This is a genomic window from Pseudodonghicola xiamenensis DSM 18339, from assembly GCF_000429365.1.
GTDB classification, from domain to species: Bacteria; Pseudomonadota; Alphaproteobacteria; order Rhodobacterales; family Rhodobacteraceae; genus Pseudodonghicola; species Pseudodonghicola xiamenensis.
Genome location: NZ_AUBS01000001.1, coordinates 574,793 through 594,544, shown reverse-complemented (window position 1 = coordinate 594,544; position 19,752 = coordinate 574,793). Strand labels below are relative to the sequence as shown.

At 63.6% G+C, this 19,752-nt stretch carries 18 protein-coding genes; 9 read left to right on the top strand and 9 right to left on the bottom strand.

Annotated features, from left to right (window positions below):
* The first annotated feature begins 407 nt into the window (after positions 1-407).
* From G455_RS0102770 to G455_RS23185, 4 genes are all read left to right on the top strand, one after another.
* Positions 408-2,219: a histidine kinase N-terminal 7TM domain-containing protein gene (locus tag G455_RS0102770; protein WP_051312109.1), complete on the top strand. Its 1,812-nt coding sequence runs from the start codon at positions 408-410 to the stop codon at positions 2,217-2,219.
* A gap of 152 nt (positions 2,220-2,371) precedes the next feature.
* Positions 2,372-3,406, top strand: a complete 1,035-nt coding sequence (locus G455_RS0102765; protein WP_028092279.1) for a pyridoxal-phosphate dependent enzyme — start codon at positions 2,372-2,374, stop codon at positions 3,404-3,406.
* Positions 3,403-4,551 carry a M24 family metallopeptidase gene (locus G455_RS0102760; protein ID WP_028092278.1) on the top strand — a complete coding sequence of 383 codons (1,149 nt, stop codon included), beginning with the start codon at positions 3,403-3,405 and terminating at the stop codon, positions 4,549-4,551. The genes G455_RS0102765 and G455_RS0102760 overlap by 4 nt, the downstream gene beginning before the upstream one ends.
* Positions 4,552-4,633: 82 nt before the next feature.
* Positions 4,634-5,470, top strand: coding sequence for a polyphosphate kinase 2 family protein (locus G455_RS23185; protein WP_051312108.1), 837 nt, complete (start codon positions 4,634-4,636; stop codon positions 5,468-5,470).
* On the opposite strand, the gene G455_RS25475 is transcribed toward G455_RS23185, so the two are convergent.
* Both G455_RS25475 and G455_RS0102745 read right to left on the bottom strand, forming a co-directional pair.
* Positions 5,454-6,431 (bottom strand): TonB family protein, encoded by a 978-nt coding sequence (locus G455_RS25475; RefSeq protein ID WP_028092277.1) that lies wholly within the window; start codon positions 6,429-6,431, stop codon positions 5,454-5,456. The two genes, G455_RS23185 and G455_RS25475, sit on opposite strands and share 17 nt — an antisense overlap.
* A 202-nt stretch (positions 6,432-6,633) precedes the next feature.
* Entirely contained in the window at positions 6,634-7,203 is a 570-nt protein-coding gene (locus G455_RS0102745) for a YcbK family protein (RefSeq protein WP_028092276.1), read from the bottom strand.
* 384 nt (positions 7,204-7,587) lie between these two features.
* Here G455_RS0102745 and G455_RS0102740 point away from each other — a divergent pair, with 384 nt between their 5' ends.
* Genes G455_RS0102740 through G455_RS0102725 form a run of 4 tightly spaced genes read left to right on the top strand, consistent with a single transcriptional unit; the run spans position 7,588 to position 11,857 of the window.
* Positions 7,588-9,207, top strand: coding sequence for a L,D-transpeptidase family protein (locus tag G455_RS0102740; RefSeq protein WP_028092275.1), 1,620 nt, complete (start codon positions 7,588-7,590; stop codon positions 9,205-9,207).
* Between the two features lie 31 nt (positions 9,208-9,238).
* Positions 9,239-10,333 (top strand): UDP-3-O-(3-hydroxymyristoyl)glucosamine N-acyltransferase, encoded by a 1,095-nt coding sequence (gene lpxD, locus G455_RS0102735; protein ID WP_028092274.1) that lies wholly within the window; start codon positions 9,239-9,241, stop codon positions 10,331-10,333.
* 33 nt (positions 10,334-10,366) lie between these two features.
* Positions 10,367-10,624: an acyl carrier protein gene (locus tag G455_RS0102730; protein ID WP_028092273.1), complete on the top strand. Its 258-nt coding sequence runs from the start codon at positions 10,367-10,369 to the stop codon at positions 10,622-10,624.
* A gap of 24 nt (positions 10,625-10,648) precedes the next feature.
* The gene (locus G455_RS0102725) at positions 10,649-11,857 is read left to right on the top strand and encodes a beta-ketoacyl-[acyl-carrier-protein] synthase family protein (protein ID WP_028092272.1); all 1,209 of its coding nucleotides are present in this window, start codon (positions 10,649-10,651) and stop codon (positions 11,855-11,857) included.
* A gap of 101 nt (positions 11,858-11,958) precedes the next feature.
* Here G455_RS0102725 and G455_RS0102720 read toward each other — a convergent pair whose 3' ends face one another.
* The gene (locus G455_RS0102720) at positions 11,959-12,573 is read right to left on the bottom strand and encodes an invasion associated locus B family protein (protein ID WP_028092271.1); all 615 of its coding nucleotides are present in this window, start codon (positions 12,571-12,573) and stop codon (positions 11,959-11,961) included.
* A 507-nt stretch (positions 12,574-13,080) separates the two neighbouring features.
* Between G455_RS0102720 and G455_RS0102715 the strand changes: the two genes are divergently transcribed.
* Entirely contained in the window at positions 13,081-14,628 is a 1,548-nt protein-coding gene (locus tag G455_RS0102715) for a helicase HerA-like domain-containing protein (RefSeq protein WP_028092270.1), read from the top strand.
* 92 nt (positions 14,629-14,720) lie between these two features.
* On the opposite strand, the gene G455_RS0102710 is transcribed toward G455_RS0102715, so the two are convergent.
* The 6 genes from G455_RS0102710 to G455_RS0102685 are packed head-to-tail and all read right to left on the bottom strand — an operon-like array spanning position 14,721 to position 19,708.
* Positions 14,721-16,028 (bottom strand): branched-chain amino acid ABC transporter permease, encoded by a 1,308-nt coding sequence (locus G455_RS0102710; RefSeq protein WP_028092269.1) that lies wholly within the window; start codon positions 16,026-16,028, stop codon positions 14,721-14,723.
* Positions 16,025-17,035, bottom strand: coding sequence for a branched-chain amino acid ABC transporter permease (locus G455_RS0102705; protein WP_028092268.1), 1,011 nt, complete (start codon positions 17,033-17,035; stop codon positions 16,025-16,027). The genes G455_RS0102710 and G455_RS0102705 overlap by 4 nt, the downstream gene beginning before the upstream one ends.
* Positions 17,035-17,433, bottom strand: coding sequence for a hypothetical protein (locus G455_RS0102700; RefSeq protein WP_154664323.1), 399 nt, complete (start codon positions 17,431-17,433; stop codon positions 17,035-17,037). Before G455_RS0102700 ends, G455_RS0102705 begins: the two co-directional genes overlap by 1 nt.
* Before the next feature lies 1 nt (position 17,434).
* On the bottom strand, positions 17,435-18,256 hold the full coding sequence (locus G455_RS0102695) for an ABC transporter ATP-binding protein (RefSeq protein ID WP_084436966.1): 822 nt from the start codon (positions 18,254-18,256) through the stop codon (positions 17,435-17,437).
* 46 nt (positions 18,257-18,302) lie between these two features.
* Positions 18,303-18,929, bottom strand: coding sequence for a hypothetical protein (locus G455_RS0102690; protein WP_028092265.1), 627 nt, complete (start codon positions 18,927-18,929; stop codon positions 18,303-18,305).
* Positions 18,926-19,708, bottom strand: a complete 783-nt coding sequence (locus G455_RS0102685) for an ABC transporter ATP-binding protein (protein ID WP_028092264.1) — start codon at positions 19,706-19,708, stop codon at positions 18,926-18,928. The genes G455_RS0102690 and G455_RS0102685 overlap by 4 nt, the downstream gene beginning before the upstream one ends.
* Positions 19,709-19,752: the final 44 nt, after the last annotated feature.

Sequence of the window (19,752 nt, the reverse complement as noted above, 5' to 3'; positions counted from 1 at the left end):
CGAAACCTCTCCAACCGCGGGCCATCCATCGACAGCCCGATCATCCAGAACCGGCAGAACGCCCATGGCGCGGGGTTTTCAGCTCGCTTGCACGGCTGGGCGAGACTCTGGACATTGCCACGGCAATCGGCCCCAATGGGCGGGGCGAGGGGGCCCTCATGCCGCGCTGGACATCGTGCCCGGGACCGGGCAGACTGAAACCGTTGCGAGAGGAGTGAGTTCCACCACCTCTTTCCGCCTTGTTTTAAAAATTTTCGCACTTTAGCGTTCTCGTCGCCTACCTTACGTCATCAGGCCCCAGTGATTTTGTCCGAATTGGGAAGCCGACGGCGTCAATCCGAAGAATTTTGAACATGATCTCGCCTCTCCTCCGCGCTCTGCGCAGATCCAGGTTCTTACGCTAGACCATGGCCTGCCTGACAGAGCTGGACTTCAGCTTCGCCTCCACCTCTGCCGCTGTACTCTGGGCCGTCTGTGCCCTGGTTCTGGTCTCTGTGGTCAGGAACAATCGCTTTGCCGGGAAGGCCGCCTTCGTGCTGACCCTGGCGGCAATGCTATGGTGGTTGCTGACCGCGACCTTCGACCTGGCCTCACAAAGCGAGCATTGCAAGATGGACTGGTCACTACTGGCCTGGCCCGGGATCACACTGGTGCCGATCGCCTGGGCCTTTTTCGTCTTCGACTATACCATGAGCGCGCATCCGGGACGCCAGCCGCTGCGATTGCTGCTCTATATCGGCCTGCCCGGTCTGGCCGGGATCATTGCTCTGACCAACCGCTGGACCCATCTGCTTTACGGCAGCGAAACCCGGCTTGTGACCCAGGGCACTGAGACTTTCGTCGTTTTCGACCACGGACCACTGTTCTTCGCGGTTGCCGCCGTGCTTTATGTCTTCGTCTCCTGCGCGCTGGGGGTTCTGGGCTATGCCTTCTTCAGGGCGAAGGCGATTATCCGGCCGTTCCTGAGCGTGCTGATCGTGATCACCATCGCGCCCTTGGCGGCCAATCTGGCCTATGTCGGCTGGGGCGTCACCATCTTCGGTTTTGATCCGACGCCATTCATGTTTGCCGTCTCGCTTATCGCGCTGAGCTGGCTACTGCTGAATGACACGATGATGGACACCGCCGCGCAGGGACGCAGCCTGCTGTTCTATGCCACTCAGGATCCGGTGATCATCATAGACACCGAGGGGCAATTCGCCGGGGCGAACCCGGCGGCGATGGCGATGTTCGGCACCAAACTGCCTATGCATGGCAGGCCGCTTGATTGTCTCGAGAAAATCGGTCCGCTCATCCGGTCTTTTCTGCAGGGCGGCGATCTGGGCCATGTCGAGCCGATCCGGCTCAGCGGGCGCATCTTCGATCCCCGCATCCTGCCGATCGAAAGCCCGATCCGCACCAGAACGCCGCAGCTGGGGTGGACGGTTTCGCTGGTGGATATCACCGAACGGGAACAATCGGCCGAAGCCCTGCGCGAGGCGTTGGCCCGTGCCGAGGCAGCCAATCATGCCAAATCGCAGTTCCTCGCCATGATCAGCCATGAATTGCGCACGCCGATGACCTCGGTGAAGGGTGGGCTGGAGCTTGCACTGCATGGTGCGACCGGGGACATCAGCCCGGCGCTGCGCAACGTGCTGACCATTGCGCAACGCAACAGTCTGAGGCTGCTGAAACTGGTCGACGATGTGCTGGATCTGCAAAAGCTCGATCTCAGCACGATCAACCTGGTGCCGCAGGATCTGGATGCCGATACCTTTCTGCGCGATCTGATCGAGGAATACGAAGCCTTCGCCGCACAGGCCAATGTCAGGCTGGTCAGTCTTTTCGGCACCGTGAACAGGACGCTGCGGGCGGATCCGGATCGTCTGAAGCAGGTGGTGGGAAACGTGGTGAGCAACGCGGTCAAATTCTCGCCCCAGGGTGGTCAGGTGGAATGTTCCGCGCAATTGTCCGGTGCACATCTGCGCATTGCGATTCGCGATCACGGCATCGGCATTCCCGAAGGCAAGGAAGATCAGGTTTTCGGGCGGTTCAATCAGGTCGAAAGCGGCACCAAGAAAGTATCGGGCGGCTCCGGTCTGGGAATGCATATCGCCAAGATCCTGATCGAGCGGATGGGCGGCGCGATCCGGTATGAAAGCCGTCTGGGTGAAGGCACCACCTTCTATATAGACGTCCCGCTTGCCGACCCGGAGGGGCAGCCAGACCCGGCGGTCTGATCGCCCCGGTCGGCCCCGTCGCCATTGTTGTCCGACCGCTCCGGGCCGGCACGCCGCCATCTTGCGGCTTTCATGCCGCGCGCCGGCTGGAAAGCCCTCTGAAGGCCGGAAATTTCTTGACCGCGCCCGGGCGCTTCGGCTCCGCTGCCCCCATGAAGCGACTTGAAAACCCTTTTCGCGGCCAGCAGCGGGGCCTGCCCGCCCTGGACGCGATTCCGGCCCCTTCGATTGATGCCGCCCGACCGATGGCGCTGATCAGGCGCTGTCCGGCCTATGCGCCGACGCCGCTCTGTCCGGTTCCCGGACTGGCCTCCCGGCTGGGTGTTGCCGAGGTCTGGGTAAAGGATGAACGCAGCCGCATGGGGCTGGGCAGTTTCAAGGCGCTGGGGGCGGCCTATGTGATCGCCAGCGATGCCGAGGCGGGGAAGGCGGCGGGGCAGACCTATGTCACCGCCAGCGCCGGAAATCACGGCATGTCGGTCGCCGCGGGCGCCCGGGCCTTTGGTGCCCGGGCTGTGGTCTTTATCGCCGAGACCGTGCCGGAGCGTTTCGCCCAGCGACTGCGCGATCAGGGGGCCCTGGTCCTGCGCGAGGGCGCGACCTATGAGGCCAGCATGGCGGCGGCAGCGCAGGCGGCGGAGCGCAACGGCTGGCAGCTTCTATCCGATAGCTCCTGGCCTGGGTATGTCACCCGGCCACATCGATTGATGGAGGGCTATCTGGTGCTGATCGAGGAGGCGGCGCAGCAGATGCCTGAACCGCCAAGTCATGTGTTTTTGCAGGCCGGCGTTGGTGGATTGGCCGGCGCGGTGGCGGTGCTGGCGCGCGTGCATTGGGGCGATGGCCCCGAAATCACCGTGGTCGAACCAGATCAGGCGCCGGCGCTGGCGGCCTCGATCGCCGCCGGGCGGCCTGTCGTCGCCTCGGGGAGCGTGTCGGCCATGGGGCGGCTCGATTGCAAGGAACCCTCGTTGATCGCGCTGAAGGGGCTGGCGCGGGAGGCCGACGGCTTTCTGATGATCACCGAGGCCGAGGGCGAGGCGGGGGCCAGGCTGGCCACCGAGGTGGATCTGGCCAGCACTCCGTCGGCCGCCGCCGGTCTGGCCGGTGCCCTGGCAATGACACGGGCCGGGATGCTGCCACCAGAGGCGCGGATCCTGTTCGTCCTCAGCGAGGGGCCGGAATGAGCTTTCCGGTTTCCGAGTATCAGGACCGGTTGCAACGGGCACAGCGCCGCATGGGGGCGGCGGATCTCGATGCGTTGCTGCTGACGACCGAGGCCGACATCCGATATTTCTCCGGCTTTCTCACCCGCTTCTGGGAAAGCCCGTCGCGGCCCTGGTTCCTGATCCTGCCGGCGGCGGGCAATCCGGTGGCGGTGATCCCTGCGATCGGCTCGGCTCTGATGGCGCGCACCTGGATCCGGGATATCCGCAGCTGGCCGTCGCCGTTGCCCGGTGACGATGGTGTCAGCCTCCTGGCCGATACGCTGACCGAACTGCTGGGCCCGAAGGCGCGGGTTGGGGTGCCGATGGGGCCCGAGACCTACTTGCGGATGCCGCTGACCGACTGGGAGCAGTTGCGCGCGCGCTCCGGGCTGACCTTTACCCATGGCGCCCGGATCGTCGCCGATCTGCGCGCCATCAAGTCGGATGCCGAAATTTCGCTGATCCGCGCCGCCTGCGCGGTGGCGGACCGCGCCTTTGGGCGTGTCCCCGAGGTGGCCCGCGCCGGGGTACCGCTGAACCGGGTGTTCCGCGACTTTCAGCGGCTGTGCCTTGAGGAGGGCGCCGATTTCGTGCCCTATCTCGCCGGCGCCGCGGGGCCGGGCGGATATGAGGATGTGATCTCTCCTGCCGGGCCCGAACCGCTCTGTCGGGGCGATGTATTGATGCTCGACACCGGGCTGACGCGGGCGGGGTATTTCTGCGATTTCGACAGGAATTTTTCCCTGGGCCCAGCTCCGGCCCCGGTCCGCTCGGCGCATGCCGCTCTGGTCGCGGCGGTGCATGAGGCCGCCGAGGCCGCGCGACCGGGGCAGACCGCTGCCGGACTGCACCGGATCCTGGCCAGCCACCTGGCCTCTCACGGAAACCCGGGTGGCGGTCGCCTGGGCCATGGATTGGGCATGCAGTTGACCGAAGGCCTATCCCTGATCCCCGATGATCACACGATCCTGCAGCCGGGCATGGTGATCACGCTGGAGCCGTCGATCGAGCTGGCGCCCGGGCGTCTCATGGTTCATGAGGAGAATGTGGTGCTGCGCGACGGGGCCGCGGCAGACTTCCTTTCGCCGCCCGCCACTGCCACGCTGCCAGAACTTGAGGCATGACAGCGCTGCGCCCGGAAACAGATGCCGGTTGCACTGACCCCGCCGACCGGCCTTATCGGTTTGGCTGTCGGAGAACAAAACGATGACAAAAGACAACACGCCGCATCTGGATCAGGCCGATCTGAGCCTTTCGATGGACAGGGAGGCCTATGAGGCCGCGCTGGCCGAATTGCAATTGCAGCTTGCCATGGTGCAGCAGGCCTATCTGACGCTGAACCTCAAGGCGGTGATCGTCTTCGAGGGCTGGGACGCGGCCGGCAAGGGGGGCACCATCCGCCGGATCTCGCAGGCCTTCGATCCGCGCAGCTTCAAGGTCTGGCCGATCGGGGCGCCGCGAAATTATTACCTCGAGCGCCATTACTTGCTGCGCTTCATGGAGCGCTTGCCGCCGGTGGGGGCGATCTCGGTCTTCGACCGATCCTGGTATGGGCGTGTCCTGGTCGAGCGGGTCGAAGAGCTGACGCCCGAAGCCCGCTGGCGGGCCGCATATGACGAGATCGTCAGTTTCGAAAAGGCGCTGGTGGCAGACGACACCCGGGTAGTGAAGCTGTTTTTCCATATCTCTCAGGACGAACAAATGCGCCGTTTCGAAGAACGGCTGCGAAACCCGCTGAAACGCTGGAAGCTGAGCTATGAGGATTTTCGCAACCGGGGTCATTGGCTCGAACATGAGGCCGCCGCGAACGAAATGTTCGCCCGCACCTCGTGGGATGGCGCGCCCTGGTCGATCATCCCCTCGAACAACAAGAAATATGGTCGGATCGCCGCGATGCGCATCATTCTGGAGGCGCTGTCCGACGGCGTGGACCTGAGCCCTCCGCCTGTCGATGAGCGGCTTTTGAAAATCGCCGAACGCGAACTGACCCTGGACCCCGAACTGATCGCGGGCCTGCGGGCGCAGCTTAACGGCGGAAGCTGACCGGAAGCGAAAACAGGAAGGACGGGCCCGGCAGCGCCTTGGGCGCGGCGGCAAAGGGCGCCGCGCGCTTGACCGCGTCGAGCGCCGCTGTGTCGAGCGCCGCATCGCCCGAGGATTTCTGAATCGCCACCCCCAGAAGCGCGCCATCCCGGCGAACCCGCAGCTTGAGGATCACCCGGCCATGGCGGACACGGGTGCGGGTAACCGGAAAGCGCTTGCGTCGTTCGATCTTGGCGCGCAGCGTGGCGCCCCAATTGGCCATCAGGCTTTGCCGTTCACCGGCGGAGAGGGTGGCGGCCTGCGATGTATTCCGCTCTCCGGCCTGAGGGCCGCCACCACTGCCGGCGGCGCGTTGCGCGGCCACCCCGGCCGAGGCCGGCCGCGCCTTGGGGGCCGGGCCTGACTGCGGATCCGTCTGCAGGGACGACGCCGGGGGCGTGGGCGCGGCCGGGGCGGCCGGCATGGCTTGCTCGCGCGGCAAAGACGGCGCCTGATCCGCCATCGGCGGCGGTGCCAGGCTTTCCGTCCGGCTTTCCTCGGGGGCGGCGGGTTGCGGCAGCGACGGGGCTTGCGACAGTGTCGGGGCCATCACCGGCAGCGCCATCGGCGCAGGTGGTTGATCGCGCTGCGCACTGGCAGGGGCGACGGGGGGCAACGGCACCGGTGGCAGGGCGGCAAGCTCCGGGCGCGGCAGCTCGGGGGCCCGGGCACGCGGTTGGACCGGGGCCGGCGCCGTCAGGTTCGGGGCGCGGGCAGCCTCTGGCGACACCGGTGGCGCCTGCCAGCTTTCCACTAGCGCGGCAAGCTGCGGTGTGGCGCCCTCGATCGAGACCAGGCTTTCCCCCGAGGCTCCGCCCGATTGCGCGCCGCCATCCGACGTGGCGGTCCAGATCACCACCGCCAGCCCATGCAACCCGAGGGCCAGCGTCACGAAGACGCCGATCTGAACCGCTCTTTTCATCGCGGATCTGCCCAGGGGCGGCGCCGGGATCGGGCAAAAGGGGAAAGGGTTGGGGGCATTCAGTCGGGCCTGCGATGGAAAACCGGATCGGCCGCCTGTCTACGATGCCGCGCCGCGTCTGGTAAAGCCCGGCAACCGGAAACGAAGAAGCCCCCGCAAAGCGGGGGCCGTACAGATCGGAACCAAGGGGCGGGATGACGGATCAGGCGCCCCAGCTGCGGACCTGGCCGCAGTCCATATGGACAAAGTTCGACCGGCTGTAACGCCCGACACCACCGGCATGGCACGACAGCGCCGCGCGCGAGATCTGGCTGACATTGCGCGACCCGAGACGCACATCGGCAGCCTGACCCTTCATGTGAAGGGAATTCTTGGCAACCCCGCGGGAGCGGGACCGTAGCATGGCGTTGGTCTGCGGGCTGCGATAGCCGGAGAGCAACATATAGGGTTCGGAAACATCCAGAAGGTTATGCGCGGCGGCCAGGATGTCGATAGTGCGCAGATCAATGGACTTGGTCTGATCGACGCGCCAGTCGCGCATGAAGTAGTTGATCTCCTTGACGGCGTCTTTGATGTAATTTCCGTCGATCCAGTAGATCATGTCCAGCTTTTCGCCAGTGCGACCGGAATACATCTTCAGTCTTCGGATGTCGCCGCCGCCACGAAGGAAGCCTGCTGCTTGGGAGTAGGTGGGGGCTGCCGCTACTGCGGTTGCCGCGAATGCGCCCAATAGGGCGCGCCGGGTGAAACCCGTGCCTTTATGCTCTGCCATTTCTTAGCGCTGTCCCGTACGATAGTCCTGCCGTTGCGCGATGTTACGCGCGGTTCCAATCCATCCCCAGATGTCAAAGGAATGCCACAGCTGGAATCGTGAGCCAAGCACGGATTGTTTCATCCCTGTCACAGCGGCGATTTTCGGCGATTTTTCGCGCAATTTCCCCCTTTCCAGTCGCGACGCAACCTGTCAGGCGACTGATTCTCTGTCCCGCAAGAGGTGGTCAAGCATCACGTTGGCGTCGTTTTCGGTACTGACCCAAATGTGAATGGACATTGCGCATCGCAGCTTGAAAGCTCATAAAACCGAATTGATGCAACCTGTTGTCGGCAGATCGCGCATCACATGAGTTGTCAGAATGATGTGACCAGAGGTTTGATTATGACGTCTTCCTTCCGCCCTTTGCTGCGCAGGACCCTGTTGGCGACGATTTGCTCAATCGGGATCGCGGGACTGAGCGGAGCTTTGCCAGCTCAGGCACAGGTGACCGCATTCAAGCAGGCGGTGGCCGCCGCGGCGGCAAGTGATGATGCCGTCGCCGCGTTTTATCGCGATCGGGATTACCAGCCGATCTGGACCGATCCCGGCGATGAGGCCCGCCAGCGCCGCGCCGCTTTTCTTGATGTGCTGACCAATGCCGCCGCACAGGGCCTGCCCGAGGCGCGCTATGACGTCGAGGGGCTCAAGGCGCAGATGGCGGCGGTCAGGACCACCCGCGATCTGGGCGAGGTCGAAGTGGCGCTGAGCCGGGCCTTCGTCACCTATGCCAAGGATGTGCAAACCGGGATACTGACGCCCGGCAAGGTGGTTCCCGACATCAAGCGCGAAGTGCCGTTGCATGACCGCGAAAGCTATCTGAACGAATTCGCGCTGAGCGATCAGCCGCAGGCCTATCTGCGCCACCTGCCGCCGATGACGGCGGAATATCGTGGGTTGATGAAGGAAAAGCTGCGGCTGGAATATGTGATGATGCACGGCGGCTGGGGGCCGCGGGTCAATGCGCAGAAGATCGAACCCGGCGACAGCGGTCCGGCGGTCATCGCGCTGCGAAACCGGCTGATCGCCATGGGGTATCTGGACCGCAGCGCCACCGGCACATATGACGCCGCGCTGCAGGCCGCGGTACAGCGTTTTCAGCAGGCGCATGGGCTCGAACCCGATGGCATCGCCGGAACCGGCACCCTGAGCGAGGTGAACCAGCCGGTCGAGGACCGGCTGAAGTCCATCATCGTGGCGATGGAGCGAGAGCGTTGGCTGAACCACGAGCGGGGCGAACGCCATATTCTGGTCAACCAGACCGATTTCAGCGCCAAGATCATCGACCATGGCCGGGTGACCTTTGAAACCCGCTCGGTGATCGGCAAGAATGCCCATGACCGCCGCAGCCCCGAATTCTCGGACGAGATGGAGCATATGGTCATCAACCCGAGCTGGTATGTGCCCCGCTCGATCGTGGTGAACGAATATCTGCCCAAGCTGCGCAACAATCCGGGCGCGGCCGGACACCTGGAGATCACCGACAGCCGTGGCCGCAAGATCAGCCGCGCGGATGCCGATTTCTCGCAATATTCGGCGCGGTCCTTCCCCTTTGCCATGCGTCAGCCGCCCGGGGCGAGCAACGCGCTGGGGCGGGTGAAGTTCATGTTCCCCAACAAATACAACATCTACCTGCACGACACCCCGCAGAAGAACCTGTTCAATCGCGAGGTGCGGGCCTTCTCGCACGGATGTATCCGGCTATCTGATCCCTTCGATTTCGCCTATGCGCTGCTGGCGCCGCAGGTGGACGATCCCAAGGCCTATTTCAAGTCGATCCTGGACACCGGCAAGGAAACCAAGGTCATGCTGAAAACGCCGGTGCCGGTTCATCTGATCTATCGCACCGCCTTCACCGACGGGCGTGGCCGGGCGGAGTTCCGCCGTGACGTCTATGGTCGCGATGCCGAGATCTGGCAGGCGTTGCAACAGGCGGGGGTGACTCTGGGCTCGGTTCAGGGGTAAGCACGGGTCCAAGCAAGACGCAGGACCGGATATGAGCAGCTATACCATCGAAGAGATCGCCCAGGCCCTGGGCTTCGAAACCCGGGGCGACGCCTCCCTACGGGTGACGCGGGCGGCCGAACCGGGCGCCGCCGGGCCAGACGATCTGGCGCTGGCGATGTCGCCCCGCTATGCCGAGGCCCTGGGCCAGGGCAAGGCGCGGGCTGCCATGGTCTGGCCCGATGCCGACTGGCAGGCATTGGGGCTGAGTGCGGTCATCCTGGCGCCGCGTCCGCGCATGGCGATGTCCGGGCTGACCCGGATGATGGACCGGGGGCAGGGCTTTGCCGCCGGCATTCACCCCTCGGCGGTAATCGACCCGACGGCTGAGCTGGGCGAGGGCGTCGCGGTCGGGCCGCTGGCGGTGATCGCTGCAGGGGCCAAGATCGGTGCCGGATCGCTGATCGGGCCGCATTGCTATATCGGTTGGGATGCCGAGATCGGTGAAAACGCCTTTCTGCGCGAGATGGTGAGCATTGGCGCCCGGGTGAAGATCGGCGATCGCTTCATGGCCCAGCCCGGTGCCCGGATCGGCAACGACGGGTTTTCCTATGTCACGCCTGAGGTGTCCGGCGCCGAGAACGTACGCAAGACCATGGGCGATCAGGCCGGGGCCAAGGCGCAGGCCTGGGTGCGCATCCATTCGCTGGGTGCCGTGCGCATCGGCGACGATGTCGAGATCGGCGCCAATGCCACCGTCGACAACGGCACCATCCGCGACACCCAGATCGGCGATGGCTGCAAGCTCGATAATCTGGTCCACGTCGGCCATAACGTGCGTACCGGCCACGATTGCCTGTTCGCCGGCCAGACCGGCATCTCGGGCTCGGTCGAGATCGGCAACAACGTGGTTCTGGGCGGCCAGACCGGTGTGGTCGACAATATCTTTATCGGCGACGGGGTGATCGCCGCCGGCGGCACCAAGATCCTGTCGAATGCGCCAGCGGGCCGCGTGCTGATGGGCTATCCGGGCGTCAAAATGGAAACCCAGACCGAAATCTACAAGGCGCAGCGCCGTCTTCCCCGTTTGCTGAAGGATATCGCGGCGCTTAAAAAGGCTGTTTCCAAACTGGGTTCGACCGAGTAAATCAGCCGCAGCACAGCAGCACCGAGAGGCCCGATGAGCACCCGCGACAAAGTTATCGCCATCATTGCCGAACAGGCCGTTTTGGACCCCTCCGATGTGTCGGAAGACAGCACTCTGGAAGAGCTGGGCATCGACAGTCTCGGTCTGGTGGAGAGCATCTTCGCAATTGAAGAGGAGTTCGACATCTCGATCCCCTTCAACGCCAATGAACCCAGCCAGAGCGATTTCGACATTTCCAATGTCGCGGCCATCATCGCGGGGATCGACAAACTCATCGCCGCGCAATCCTGATGCGCGTGAGGGGGAGATGAAGGAATGAAACGTGTCGTCATCACCGGCGCGGGCACGATCAACTCGCTCGGCCATTCGGTCCCCGAAACATTGGATGCCATGCGCGAGGGGCGCTGCGGGATCGGCCAGCTCGACTTCCGCGATGTGGAGCGGCTGGCGATCCAGATCGGCGGCCAGGTGCGCGGGTTCGAAGCCGAGGGCCGGTTCAATCGCCAGCAGATTTCCCTCTATGATCGTTTCACCCAATTCACGCTGACCGCCGCGGAAGAAGCGGTCCGCCAGGCCGGGCTGGAGTTCCATGGTGAACTTGCGGCGCGTTCGGGCGTTGTGCTGGGCACCGCCGGTGGCGGCGTCTCCACCTGGGACGACAACTATCGCTCGGTCTATGAGGACGGCAAGAACCGGGTACATCCCTTCGTCGTTCCCAAGCTGATGAACAACGCGGCCGCCAGCCACGTGTCGATGCAATATAACCTCAAGGGGCCGAGCTTCACCGTCTCGACCGCCTGCGCCTCGTCCAACCACGCGATGGGGCTGGCCTTCCAACTGGTGCGCTCCGGTGCGGCGCCGGTGATGGTGACCGGCGGCTCGGAAAGCATGCTTTGCTTCGGTGGCGTCAAGGCCTGGGAAGGGCTGCGAGTGATGTCCAAGGACGCGTGCCGTCCGTTCAGCGCCAATCGCAACGGCATGGTGCAGGGCGAGGGGGCCGGCATCTTTGTCTTCGAGGAATATGAACACGCCCGCAAACGCGGCGCCGAAATCCTGGCCGAGGTGGTTGGCTCTGCCATGACCTCGGACGCCTCCGATATCGTGATGCCCTCGAAACAGGGCGCGGCACGGGCGATGGCCGGCGCGCTGGCCGATGCCGGCATCAACGGCGATGCGGTCGGCTATATCAATGCGCATGGCACCGGCACCGCGGCCAATGACAAGACCGAATGCGCCGCCGTGGCCGATGTCTTCGGGCCGCATGCGGACGAGCTGATGATCTCCTCGACCAAGTCGATGCATGGCCATCTGATCGGGGGCACCGGCGCGGTCGAACTTCTGGCCTGTATCATGGCGCTGCGCGACGGGGTGATCGCGCCCACCATCGGCTATGAAGAGCCTGATCCGGAATGCGCGCTCGACGTGGTGCCGAATGAGGCCCGCGAGGCCAGGGTCGATGTGGCGCTGTCGAACGCCTTTGCCTTCGGCGGGCTGAACGCGGTGCTGGCGCTGCGCCGGATCTGACCCCTCTTTCGCGGTCCTTGCCATAACCGCTACTACCGCGACAAAAGAAAACCGCCGGCCCGAAAGGGTCGGCGGTTTCTCTTGCAAAGCGGCGTCAGGAATTATTCCTTGACGACATCGACCTTGTCGAAACCGGCGGTAAAGCCCTTCAGCGACAGGTTCAGCGTCACGACCTGATCCGGCGCCGGGGCGGGGCGCAGCGACAGGATCGCCGTGGTGCCCTGTTTCATCGCGCTGATATCCGTCTCGGTGAGGCCGATCTGCGCAACACAGCCATAGGGGTTGCAGAAGGAATAATTATAGCGTTTGCCCGGAGCACCGTCGATCGAGATGGTAAGCTGCGCCGGCAGCAAGGTTTCCAGCGGCACGATCACCGTCGCGCCGGCAACAGCCTGGCCCTTGCCTTCGATCCGGAACATCGAGAATTCCGCCATCGGGTTGTCGGTTTTCGGATCGTGCAGGACCTGCAGCAACGAACAGGGGTCCTTGTCGCCTTCGCTTTTGACGCAGGCCAGATCCCAATCGCCGATCTTTTCCTTGGAATAGCGCTGACCAAGCTGCGGCGTGGTATCCGCAGGTTGGCCCATGTCCAGGGGATTGTCGGCATTGTCCGACTGCCCTGCAGCGGGCGCCGTGGTCTCGCTGTCCTGGGCCAGAACCGGCGCGCTCAGCGCGACCAGCGCCAGGACGGAGAGAGAGGTGAGGGTTTTCAACATTGAAAATCTCTTCTTTATGCTGTGGCTGCCTAGCCTGCTCTAGCATGCCGCCCGGTCCCTGTCAGGGGCAATTCAGGATCAATTGCAATGCACACGCGGAAATGTTCCGACCGCCCGTTGCAGCGATGTCGGGCATCGGACCGGAGCGGGGAATAACGGGAAGGCATGAAAAAAGGGGGCCGTCACAGCCCCCCCTTCAAACGATGGTGTCTCCCCGTCGGACCGGCCGACTTAGTTATGAACCAACGTTACGAAAGGGTTACGTTGTGGTCAACATCAAAGCAGATAATTCTCTGCCTGGCCCGGGAATAGTGCCTTTGTTTTGTGCAAAAGATCGGCGCAGGACGGTGTCACATCACCAGTCCCGGCGGATCAGATCGGCTGATCCGAGGCCGCGGCGCCACTTGCCGCCACGCGGCAGAGCAACTATCCCGGTCAGGTGTTAACATTTTCTATGTATCCCGGGACGCGTGGCGCGCGTTTCGGGCAGGGGGCGCGATGGACGCGATGGATGGCAAGATATTCCTCGGCGGTGGCGGGGATGACTATGGAACAAAGCAGGGGCTGGCACTGAAATACGCCAACCGCCACGGGCTGATCGCCGGGGCAACCGGCACCGGCAAGACCGTCACCCTGCAGATTCTGACCGAAGGCTTCTCGGCTGCGGGCGTGCCGGTGGTGTTATCGGACGTCAAAGGCGATCTCTCCGGGCTCGCCAAGGCCGGGCGCCCGGCTCCAAAGCTGGACCAGGCCTTTCACGACCGCGCGGCGCAGATCGGTTTCGACGACTACGCTTATTCCGCCTGTCCTGTCACCTTCTGGGACGTCTACGGCGAACAGGGCCATCCGCTCAGAACCACCGTGGCCGAGATGGGTCCGTTGCTGCTGTCGCGCCTGCTCGATCTTTCCGAGGCGCAGGAAGGTATTCTGAACATTGCCTTCCGCCTGTCCGACGAACAGGGGCTGCCGCTTCTCGATCTCAAGGATTTGCAGGCGTTGCTGACCTGGATCGGCGAGAACCGGAGCAAACTGTCGCTGCGCTACGGCAATATCTCCGTCGCCTCGGTCGGCGCCATCCAGCGCCGCCTGCTGGTGATCGAAAACCAGGGCGCAACGCGGTTCTTCGGGGAACCGGCGCTCGATCTGGCCGATCTGATGCGCACCGACGCACAAGGGCGCGGCATGGTCAATATCCTCGCCGCCGACAAGCTGATGGCGGCGCCGGGGCTCTACGCCACCTGCCTGCTCTGGCTGCTGTCGGAACTCTTCGAAGAATTGCCCGAGGTCGGAGACCCGGAAAAACCCAAGCTGGTCTTTTTCTTCGACGAGGCCCATCTTCTGTTCGACGATGCCCCCAAGGCGCTGGTCGACAAGGTGGAGCAGGTGGCCCGGCTGATCCGCTCGAAAGGCGTCGGGGTCTATTTCGTCACCCAGCAGCCCGCCGACATTCCCGAAGATGTGCTGGCCCAGCTCGGTAACCGGGTGCAGCACGCGCTGCGCGCCTTCACCGCCCGCGACCGCCGCAACCTCAAGGCGGCGGCCGAGACCTATCGCGACAATCCGCGCTTTTCCACCGAAGAGGCGATCCGCGACGTCGGCACCGGCGAAGCGGTCACCTCGATGCTCGGCCCCAAGGGCGCGCCCGGCGTGGTCGAACGCACGCTGATCCGCCCGCCCGCGACCCAGCTCGGCCCGATTACCGAGACCGAGCGCCGCGCGCTCATCGCCGCCTCGGATCTCGCCGGCAAATACGATACCGCCGTCGATCGCCGCTCAGCTTATGAGATCCTGAAACAGCGGGCCGAAACCGCCGCGACCGAGGCCGCCGCCGCCGAGGACCGGGCCGAAACCGCCGCCGCGGCCGAACGGGAATTCAACGCCGCGCGTCGCTACAGCGGCGCCCGCGTCAGCCGCTCCAGCGCCCGGATGCAAAGCAGCCGCTCTGGCGATACCTTCGGCTCGGCGCTGTCGCAGGCGGTGATCAAGGAACTCAAGGGCAGCACCGGGCGCCGCATCGTGCGCGGTATCCTCGGCAGTTTCTTCAAGGGCCGCTGAGCGGCAAACGGCGCCCGGATGTCCGGGCGCCGCCTGATGCCTTTTTATGGCGGCAAATATCCCCGCCGGAGGCGCGCGCCCGAAGGGGGCGCTCACTTCTCGGGGATCAGGCCTTTCGGACTGAACCGCAGCACCAGCAGCAAGACCACCCCCATGGTCAGCAACCGCATATGCGCGGCGCTGTTCAGAAGATGCACCTTCAGCGCGCTGCCCTCGGCCATGCCGGCGGTGATCAGCTGAATCAGCCACAGCCCGATCGGCTCCACCTGGACCCAGAGAAACCAGATCAGCATGGCCCCCAGCACCGACCCGAAGTTGTTGCCCGACCCGCCGACGATCACCATCACCCAGATCAGGAAGGTGAAGCGCAGAGGCTGATAGGAGCCGGGCGTCAACTGCCCGTCGAGCGTCGTCATCATCGCGCCGGCGATGCCGCAGACGGCGGATCCGAGGATGAAGATCTGCAGATGTCGCCGGGTGACATCCTTGCCCATGGCCTCGGCGGCGGTCTCATTGTCGCGGATCGCGCGCATCATCCGGCCCCAAGGCGATTTCAGCGCCATCTGGCTCAGCCACAGCAGCACCAGCAGCACCACCAGGAACAACGCCGTATAGCCAAGCTTGACATAAAGCGTCGAGGCGATCACCGGATCGAGCCCAAGATGCGCCGCCGTCTGGACGAAGCCCGGATCGGTCTGCAGATCGACCTCATAGGGCAGGGGCCGGGCCAGGCCGGAGATGTTCTTAACCCCGCGCGCCAGCCAATCCTCGTTCTTCAGGACCGCTACGATGATCTCGGCGATGCCCAAGGTGGCGATCGCCAGATAATCCGAACGCAGCCCCAATGCGGTCTTGCCGATGATCCAGGCAGCCCCAGCGGCCAGCAGTCCGCCGGCGGGCCAGGCCAACAGAACCGGCAGGTTCAGCCCGCCGATATTGCCCGTACTGGCCGGGTTGTTGGCCTCGACCAGCTCGACACCGCCGTCAAAGATCCAGCGATAGACGAAAAAGCCCAGCACCAGGATCGCCAGCACCGCAATGCCGCGCATCCGGCCCCGGGGCAGGCGCTTGTAGGTCAGCACCGCCGCCGCCACCGACAGCGCCCCCAATGCCAGCCCACCCAGGATGCGCCAGGCACCGCCCGCTCCCCAGGCGCCTTCGACCGGGGGTTCGGAGACCAGCACCACCGCCAGACCGCCCAATGCGACAAAGCCCATGACCCCGACGTTGAACAGCCCCGCAAAGCCCCATTGCAGGTTCACCCCCAAGGCCATGATGGCCGAAACCAGCCCCATGTTCAGGATCAGCAGCGCCGAGTTCCAGCTTTGCACCATGCCGGTGATCAGGATCAGCACACCGACCAGCAGAAACAGCAAGGTGTTTTTCATGGTCGCGCTCATACCGACTTCCCCTGGAATAGGCCCGTGGGCCGGAACAGCAGAACGATCAGCAGGATCACGAAGCTGACCGCGAATTTGTAATCAGTGCTCAGCAACTGCACCAGGCCTGAGGGTTCCAGCCCCTCGGGCAGGAGATAGCCCAGCACCTTTTTCCAAGCATAGGTAATCGTCACTTCGGAAAACGCGATGACGAAGCCCCCGGCGATGGCACCCAGCGGACTGCCAAGCCCGCCGACGATGGCCGCGGCAAACACCGGCAGCAGGAGCTGGAAATAGACGAAGGGCTTGAAGCTCTTGTCGAGCCCGTAGAGCGTGCCGGCCACCGTGGTCAGCGCAGCCACGATCAGCCAGGTGTAGGTCACCACCCGCTCCGGATTGATCCCCGACAGCAGGGCCAGATCCTCATTATCGGAATAGGCGCGCATCGACTTGCCGGTGCGGGTTCGGTTCAGAAACCAGAACAGCGCGGCCACGGCCAGCACCGCGACCACCACGGTGATGCCCTGGGTGGTCTTGATGCCCAGACCCTCGCTCAGGCCGGTCATCGCCTTGAAGTCCCGGGCTGAAATGATGAACCTTTCGCCATCGGCAAACCGCTGGTCGCCGGGCCCGATGATCAGCCGTACCAGCCCATTGGTGATGAACATCACGCCGGTGGAGACAATCACCAGGATCATCGGCTTGGCCTTCTGCTCGCGATAGAAGCGATAGACCACCCGATCGGTGAGCAGCACCAGTGCCATGCAGCCCAGAATGCCAAAGGGCAGGGCCAGAAGCGCGGTGGGCAGCGGCCCCAAGGATACCCCCTGCGCCTGCATCCACCAGGTCACCAGAACCGTGATCATGGTGCCGAAGGCCATGGTGTCGCCATGGGCGAAATTCGAGAACCGCAAGATGCCATAGATCAGCGTCACCCCCAGGGCGCCCAGCGCCAGTTGCGCGCCATAGGCGATGCCCGGGATGAGGACGAAATTCGCCAGCGCGACGATTGCGTTGAGAAAATCCATTATTCCATCACCTCGCAGCGGCCGACTTCAGAGTGGACCCCGAGACGGGTCTTTCCCTTGTAGTGCTGGGTGAGAACGCTCCGGCCGTCGGGAAAGACCGTGATCATCTGACCGGCCAGAACCGATCCGAGATAGGGCTGCACGAAGTGGCGCACGCCATCTGTGCCTTTGACCTCGACAAAGCCGACACCCTGGTCAATCGCGTCGATCACCTGAGGAGCCTTCGAGGTTGCGAGCGCGCTGACCAGCCGGGGGCTTTCCACCGCCGAGGCCGCGCTGTCCGGGGTCGTGCGGTCAAAGCGGCATTTGATTTCAAAGGTCATCGGGGCGGGGATTTGTTTCGCCGCGGCGCCGAAAGGGACGGTGGCCATGGCGCATATGACAAGACTGCGTTTCATCTCAGCCCCCCAGGAACGCTTGTCGGACTTCGGGATCGGCCAGAAGCTGTTTGCCGGTACCGGTATAGGCATTGGCGCCCTGCACCAAAACATAGCCGTGATCCGCAATCTCCAGCGCCTGACGGGCGTTCTGTTCCACCATCAGGATCGGAATACCAGTGCGGGCGACCTCGATGATACGATCAAACAGCTCGTCCATCACGATCGGGCTGACGCCTGCGGTGGGTTCGTCCAGCATCAGCACCTTGGGGCGGGTCATCAGGGCCCGCCCGACGGCCACCTGTTGGCGCTGCCCGCCCGACAACTCTCCCGCCGCCTGCCGGCGCTTGTCCTTCAGGATCGGGAACAGGTCGTAGACCTGCGCCATGGTGTCACGGAAATCGTCGCGACGAATGAAGGCGCCCATCTCCAGGTTTTCCTCCACCGTCATCGAGGTAAAGATATTATTGGTCTGAGGCACGAAGCCCATGCCCTTGGCCACCCGGTCCTGAGGGCTGAGATCGGTGATGTCCTCGCCATCGAGCCGGACCGAACCCTTGTGCAGATCCAGCATTCCGAAGATCGCCTTCATGGCGGTGGACTTGCCGGCACCGTTGGGGCCGACGATCACCGCGATCTCGCCACGGTTCACCGCGATGGTGCACTCATGCAGGATGTCGGGGCCCTTGCCATACCCCCCGGTCATACTGTCGCCGATCAGAAAGGCGCTGCCGGTATCCATCGCCAGGCCAGTGCCGGGATGGGCGCCAAATTCTCCGATCCCGCGCAGATTGACGATGGTCCCATCGTTGTTGCCACGGTCGTCATAGGTATTGCCGCTCATCGGCCTCCCCCCTGGTTCTTATTCTTCGAGACATTCCGTGCTTGCATCAATGCGCCACCTTCTCGACGTGCAGGCGGATATTGTCGATGAAGTCCTCCCCCCATTTCCGCTGCTCATCCGAATATTCGCTTCCGACGGCCCAGACATAGGCCTGGACGGTGAGATCATCGGTGATCACATAGCTGTTGGAGAAGACGAATTTCATGCCCTTCAAAACCGCGCCATAGATGATCGTCTCGCCCGGATTTTCGTCTATTTCTGTCTCGAACACGTCATATACCGGTATCGCTTTCTCGGAGACGCCGGATTGTGCGGCGGCAGAGCTGATGGACAGGGTGCGAAGTGTCTTGAAACTCAGGTTCTGAGCCCGCCCGATGTCTTCCACGATCAGGCCGGCAAAGATATTTGAACCATGAACATATGTCTGGACGAATGCTCCGGTCGTGGGGATAGGGCGCCAATCCGGCTTGCTGCCGCAAAATTCGACCCTGGGCGACAGTCCGGTGCAGGCCGAACTCAGGGCCTCGGGATCAACATATCGCCAGCTATGATCGCTGAGGAGTTCAACGCGTTTTCCATCTATGACAGCGGTGCCCACGATATTCTGCGCGACGGTCGTCGTTGCGAAGAGCGATACACAAGCACATCCCCAGGCTATGGAGGCAATCTTCATGCGCCGATCATGTCCTTGTTCTTCAGACCGGTGCCCAGATAGGCCTCGATCACCTGTTCGTTGGCCTTGATTTCCTCCAGCGTCCCCTGGGCCAGAACCTTGCCCTCGGCCAGGCAGATCACCGGATCGCAAAGCCGTTCGATGAAATCCATGTCGTGTTCAATCACCACGAAGGTATAGCCGCGCTCTTGGTTGAGCCGCTTGATCGCATCGGCAATGGTGTAAAGCAGCGTCCGGTTCACCCCGGCGCCGACCTCGTCCAGAAAAACGATCTTGGCGTCGACCATCATGGTGCGGCCGAGTTCCAGTAGTTTCTTCTGCCCGCCCGAGATCTCGCCGGCCTTCAGATCGGCGATATGGCGGATGGTCAGGAACTCCAGAACCTCATCGGCCTTCGCGCGCAGCGCGCGCTCCTCCTCGGCGATGCGCTTGCGGCCGAACCATGTGTTCCACAAGGTTTCACCGGATTGCCCGCCCGGAACCATCATCAGGTTCTCGCGGCAGCTCATCGAGGCGAATTCATGGGCGATCTGGAAGGTGCGCAGCAGCCCCTTGTGAAACAGATCATGCGGGGGCAGGCCGGTGATATCCTCCCCCTGCATGGTGACCCGGCCCGAGGTTGGAGGCAGGACGCCTGCGATCACGTTGAACAAAGTGGTCTTGCCGGCGCCATTCGGACCGATCAGCCCGGTGATCGACCCTTCGGCAATGGTAAGCGAGGCGCCATCCACCGCGTGAAAACCGCCGAAATGTTTATGTACGTCTTCTACGACGATCATGTCTTCCCCGTCCTGCCGCCGTTCTTTTGCGCGGCTTTGGTGAT

Excerpts from the sequence above, each read along its gene's own strand:
- G455_RS0102730 (WP_028092273.1), top strand. The coding sequence starts at position 10,367 with ATGAGCACCCGCGACAAAGTTATCGCCATCATTGCCGAACAGGCCGTT.
- G455_RS0102765 (WP_028092279.1), top strand. The coding sequence starts at position 2,372 with ATGAAGCGACTTGAAAACCCTTTTCGCGGCCAGCAGCGGGGCCTGCCC.
- G455_RS0102705 (WP_028092268.1), bottom strand. The coding sequence starts at position 17,035 with ATGGATTTTCTCAACGCAATCGTCGCGCTGGCGAATTTCGTCCTCATC.
- G455_RS0102770 (WP_051312109.1), top strand. The coding sequence starts at position 408 with ATGGCCTGCCTGACAGAGCTGGACTTCAGCTTCGCCTCCACCTCTGCC.
- G455_RS0102760 (WP_028092278.1), top strand. The coding sequence starts at position 3,403 with ATGAGCTTTCCGGTTTCCGAGTATCAGGACCGGTTGCAACGGGCACAG.
- G455_RS0102740 (WP_028092275.1), top strand. The coding sequence starts at position 7,588 with ATGACGTCTTCCTTCCGCCCTTTGCTGCGCAGGACCCTGTTGGCGACG.
- G455_RS0102690 (WP_028092265.1), bottom strand. The coding sequence starts at position 18,929 with ATGAAGATTGCCTCCATAGCCTGGGGATGTGCTTGTGTATCGCTCTTC.
- G455_RS0102700 (WP_154664323.1), bottom strand. The coding sequence starts at position 17,433 with ATGAAACGCAGTCTTGTCATATGCGCCATGGCCACCGTCCCTTTCGGC.
- G455_RS0102715 (WP_028092270.1), top strand. The coding sequence starts at position 13,081 with ATGGATGGCAAGATATTCCTCGGCGGTGGCGGGGATGACTATGGAACA.
- G455_RS0102720 (WP_028092271.1), bottom strand. The coding sequence starts at position 12,573 with ATGTTGAAAACCCTCACCTCTCTCTCCGTCCTGGCGCTGGTCGCGCTG.
- G455_RS25475 (WP_028092277.1), bottom strand. The coding sequence starts at position 6,431 with ATGAAAAGAGCGGTTCAGATCGGCGTCTTCGTGACGCTGGCCCTCGGG.
- G455_RS0102695 (WP_084436966.1), bottom strand. The coding sequence starts at position 18,256 with ATGAGCGGCAATACCTATGACGACCGTGGCAACAACGATGGGACCATC.
- G455_RS0102710 (WP_028092269.1), bottom strand. The coding sequence starts at position 16,028 with ATGAGCGCGACCATGAAAAACACCTTGCTGTTTCTGCTGGTCGGTGTG.
- G455_RS0102745 (WP_028092276.1), bottom strand. The coding sequence starts at position 7,203 with ATGGCAGAGCATAAAGGCACGGGTTTCACCCGGCGCGCCCTATTGGGC.
- G455_RS0102685 (WP_028092264.1), bottom strand. The coding sequence starts at position 19,708 with ATGATCGTCGTAGAAGACGTACATAAACATTTCGGCGGTTTTCACGCG.
- G455_RS23185 (WP_051312108.1), top strand. The coding sequence starts at position 4,634 with ATGACAAAAGACAACACGCCGCATCTGGATCAGGCCGATCTGAGCCTT.
- G455_RS0102725 (WP_028092272.1), top strand. The coding sequence starts at position 10,649 with ATGAAACGTGTCGTCATCACCGGCGCGGGCACGATCAACTCGCTCGGC.
- lpxD (WP_028092274.1), top strand. The coding sequence starts at position 9,239 with ATGAGCAGCTATACCATCGAAGAGATCGCCCAGGCCCTGGGCTTCGAA.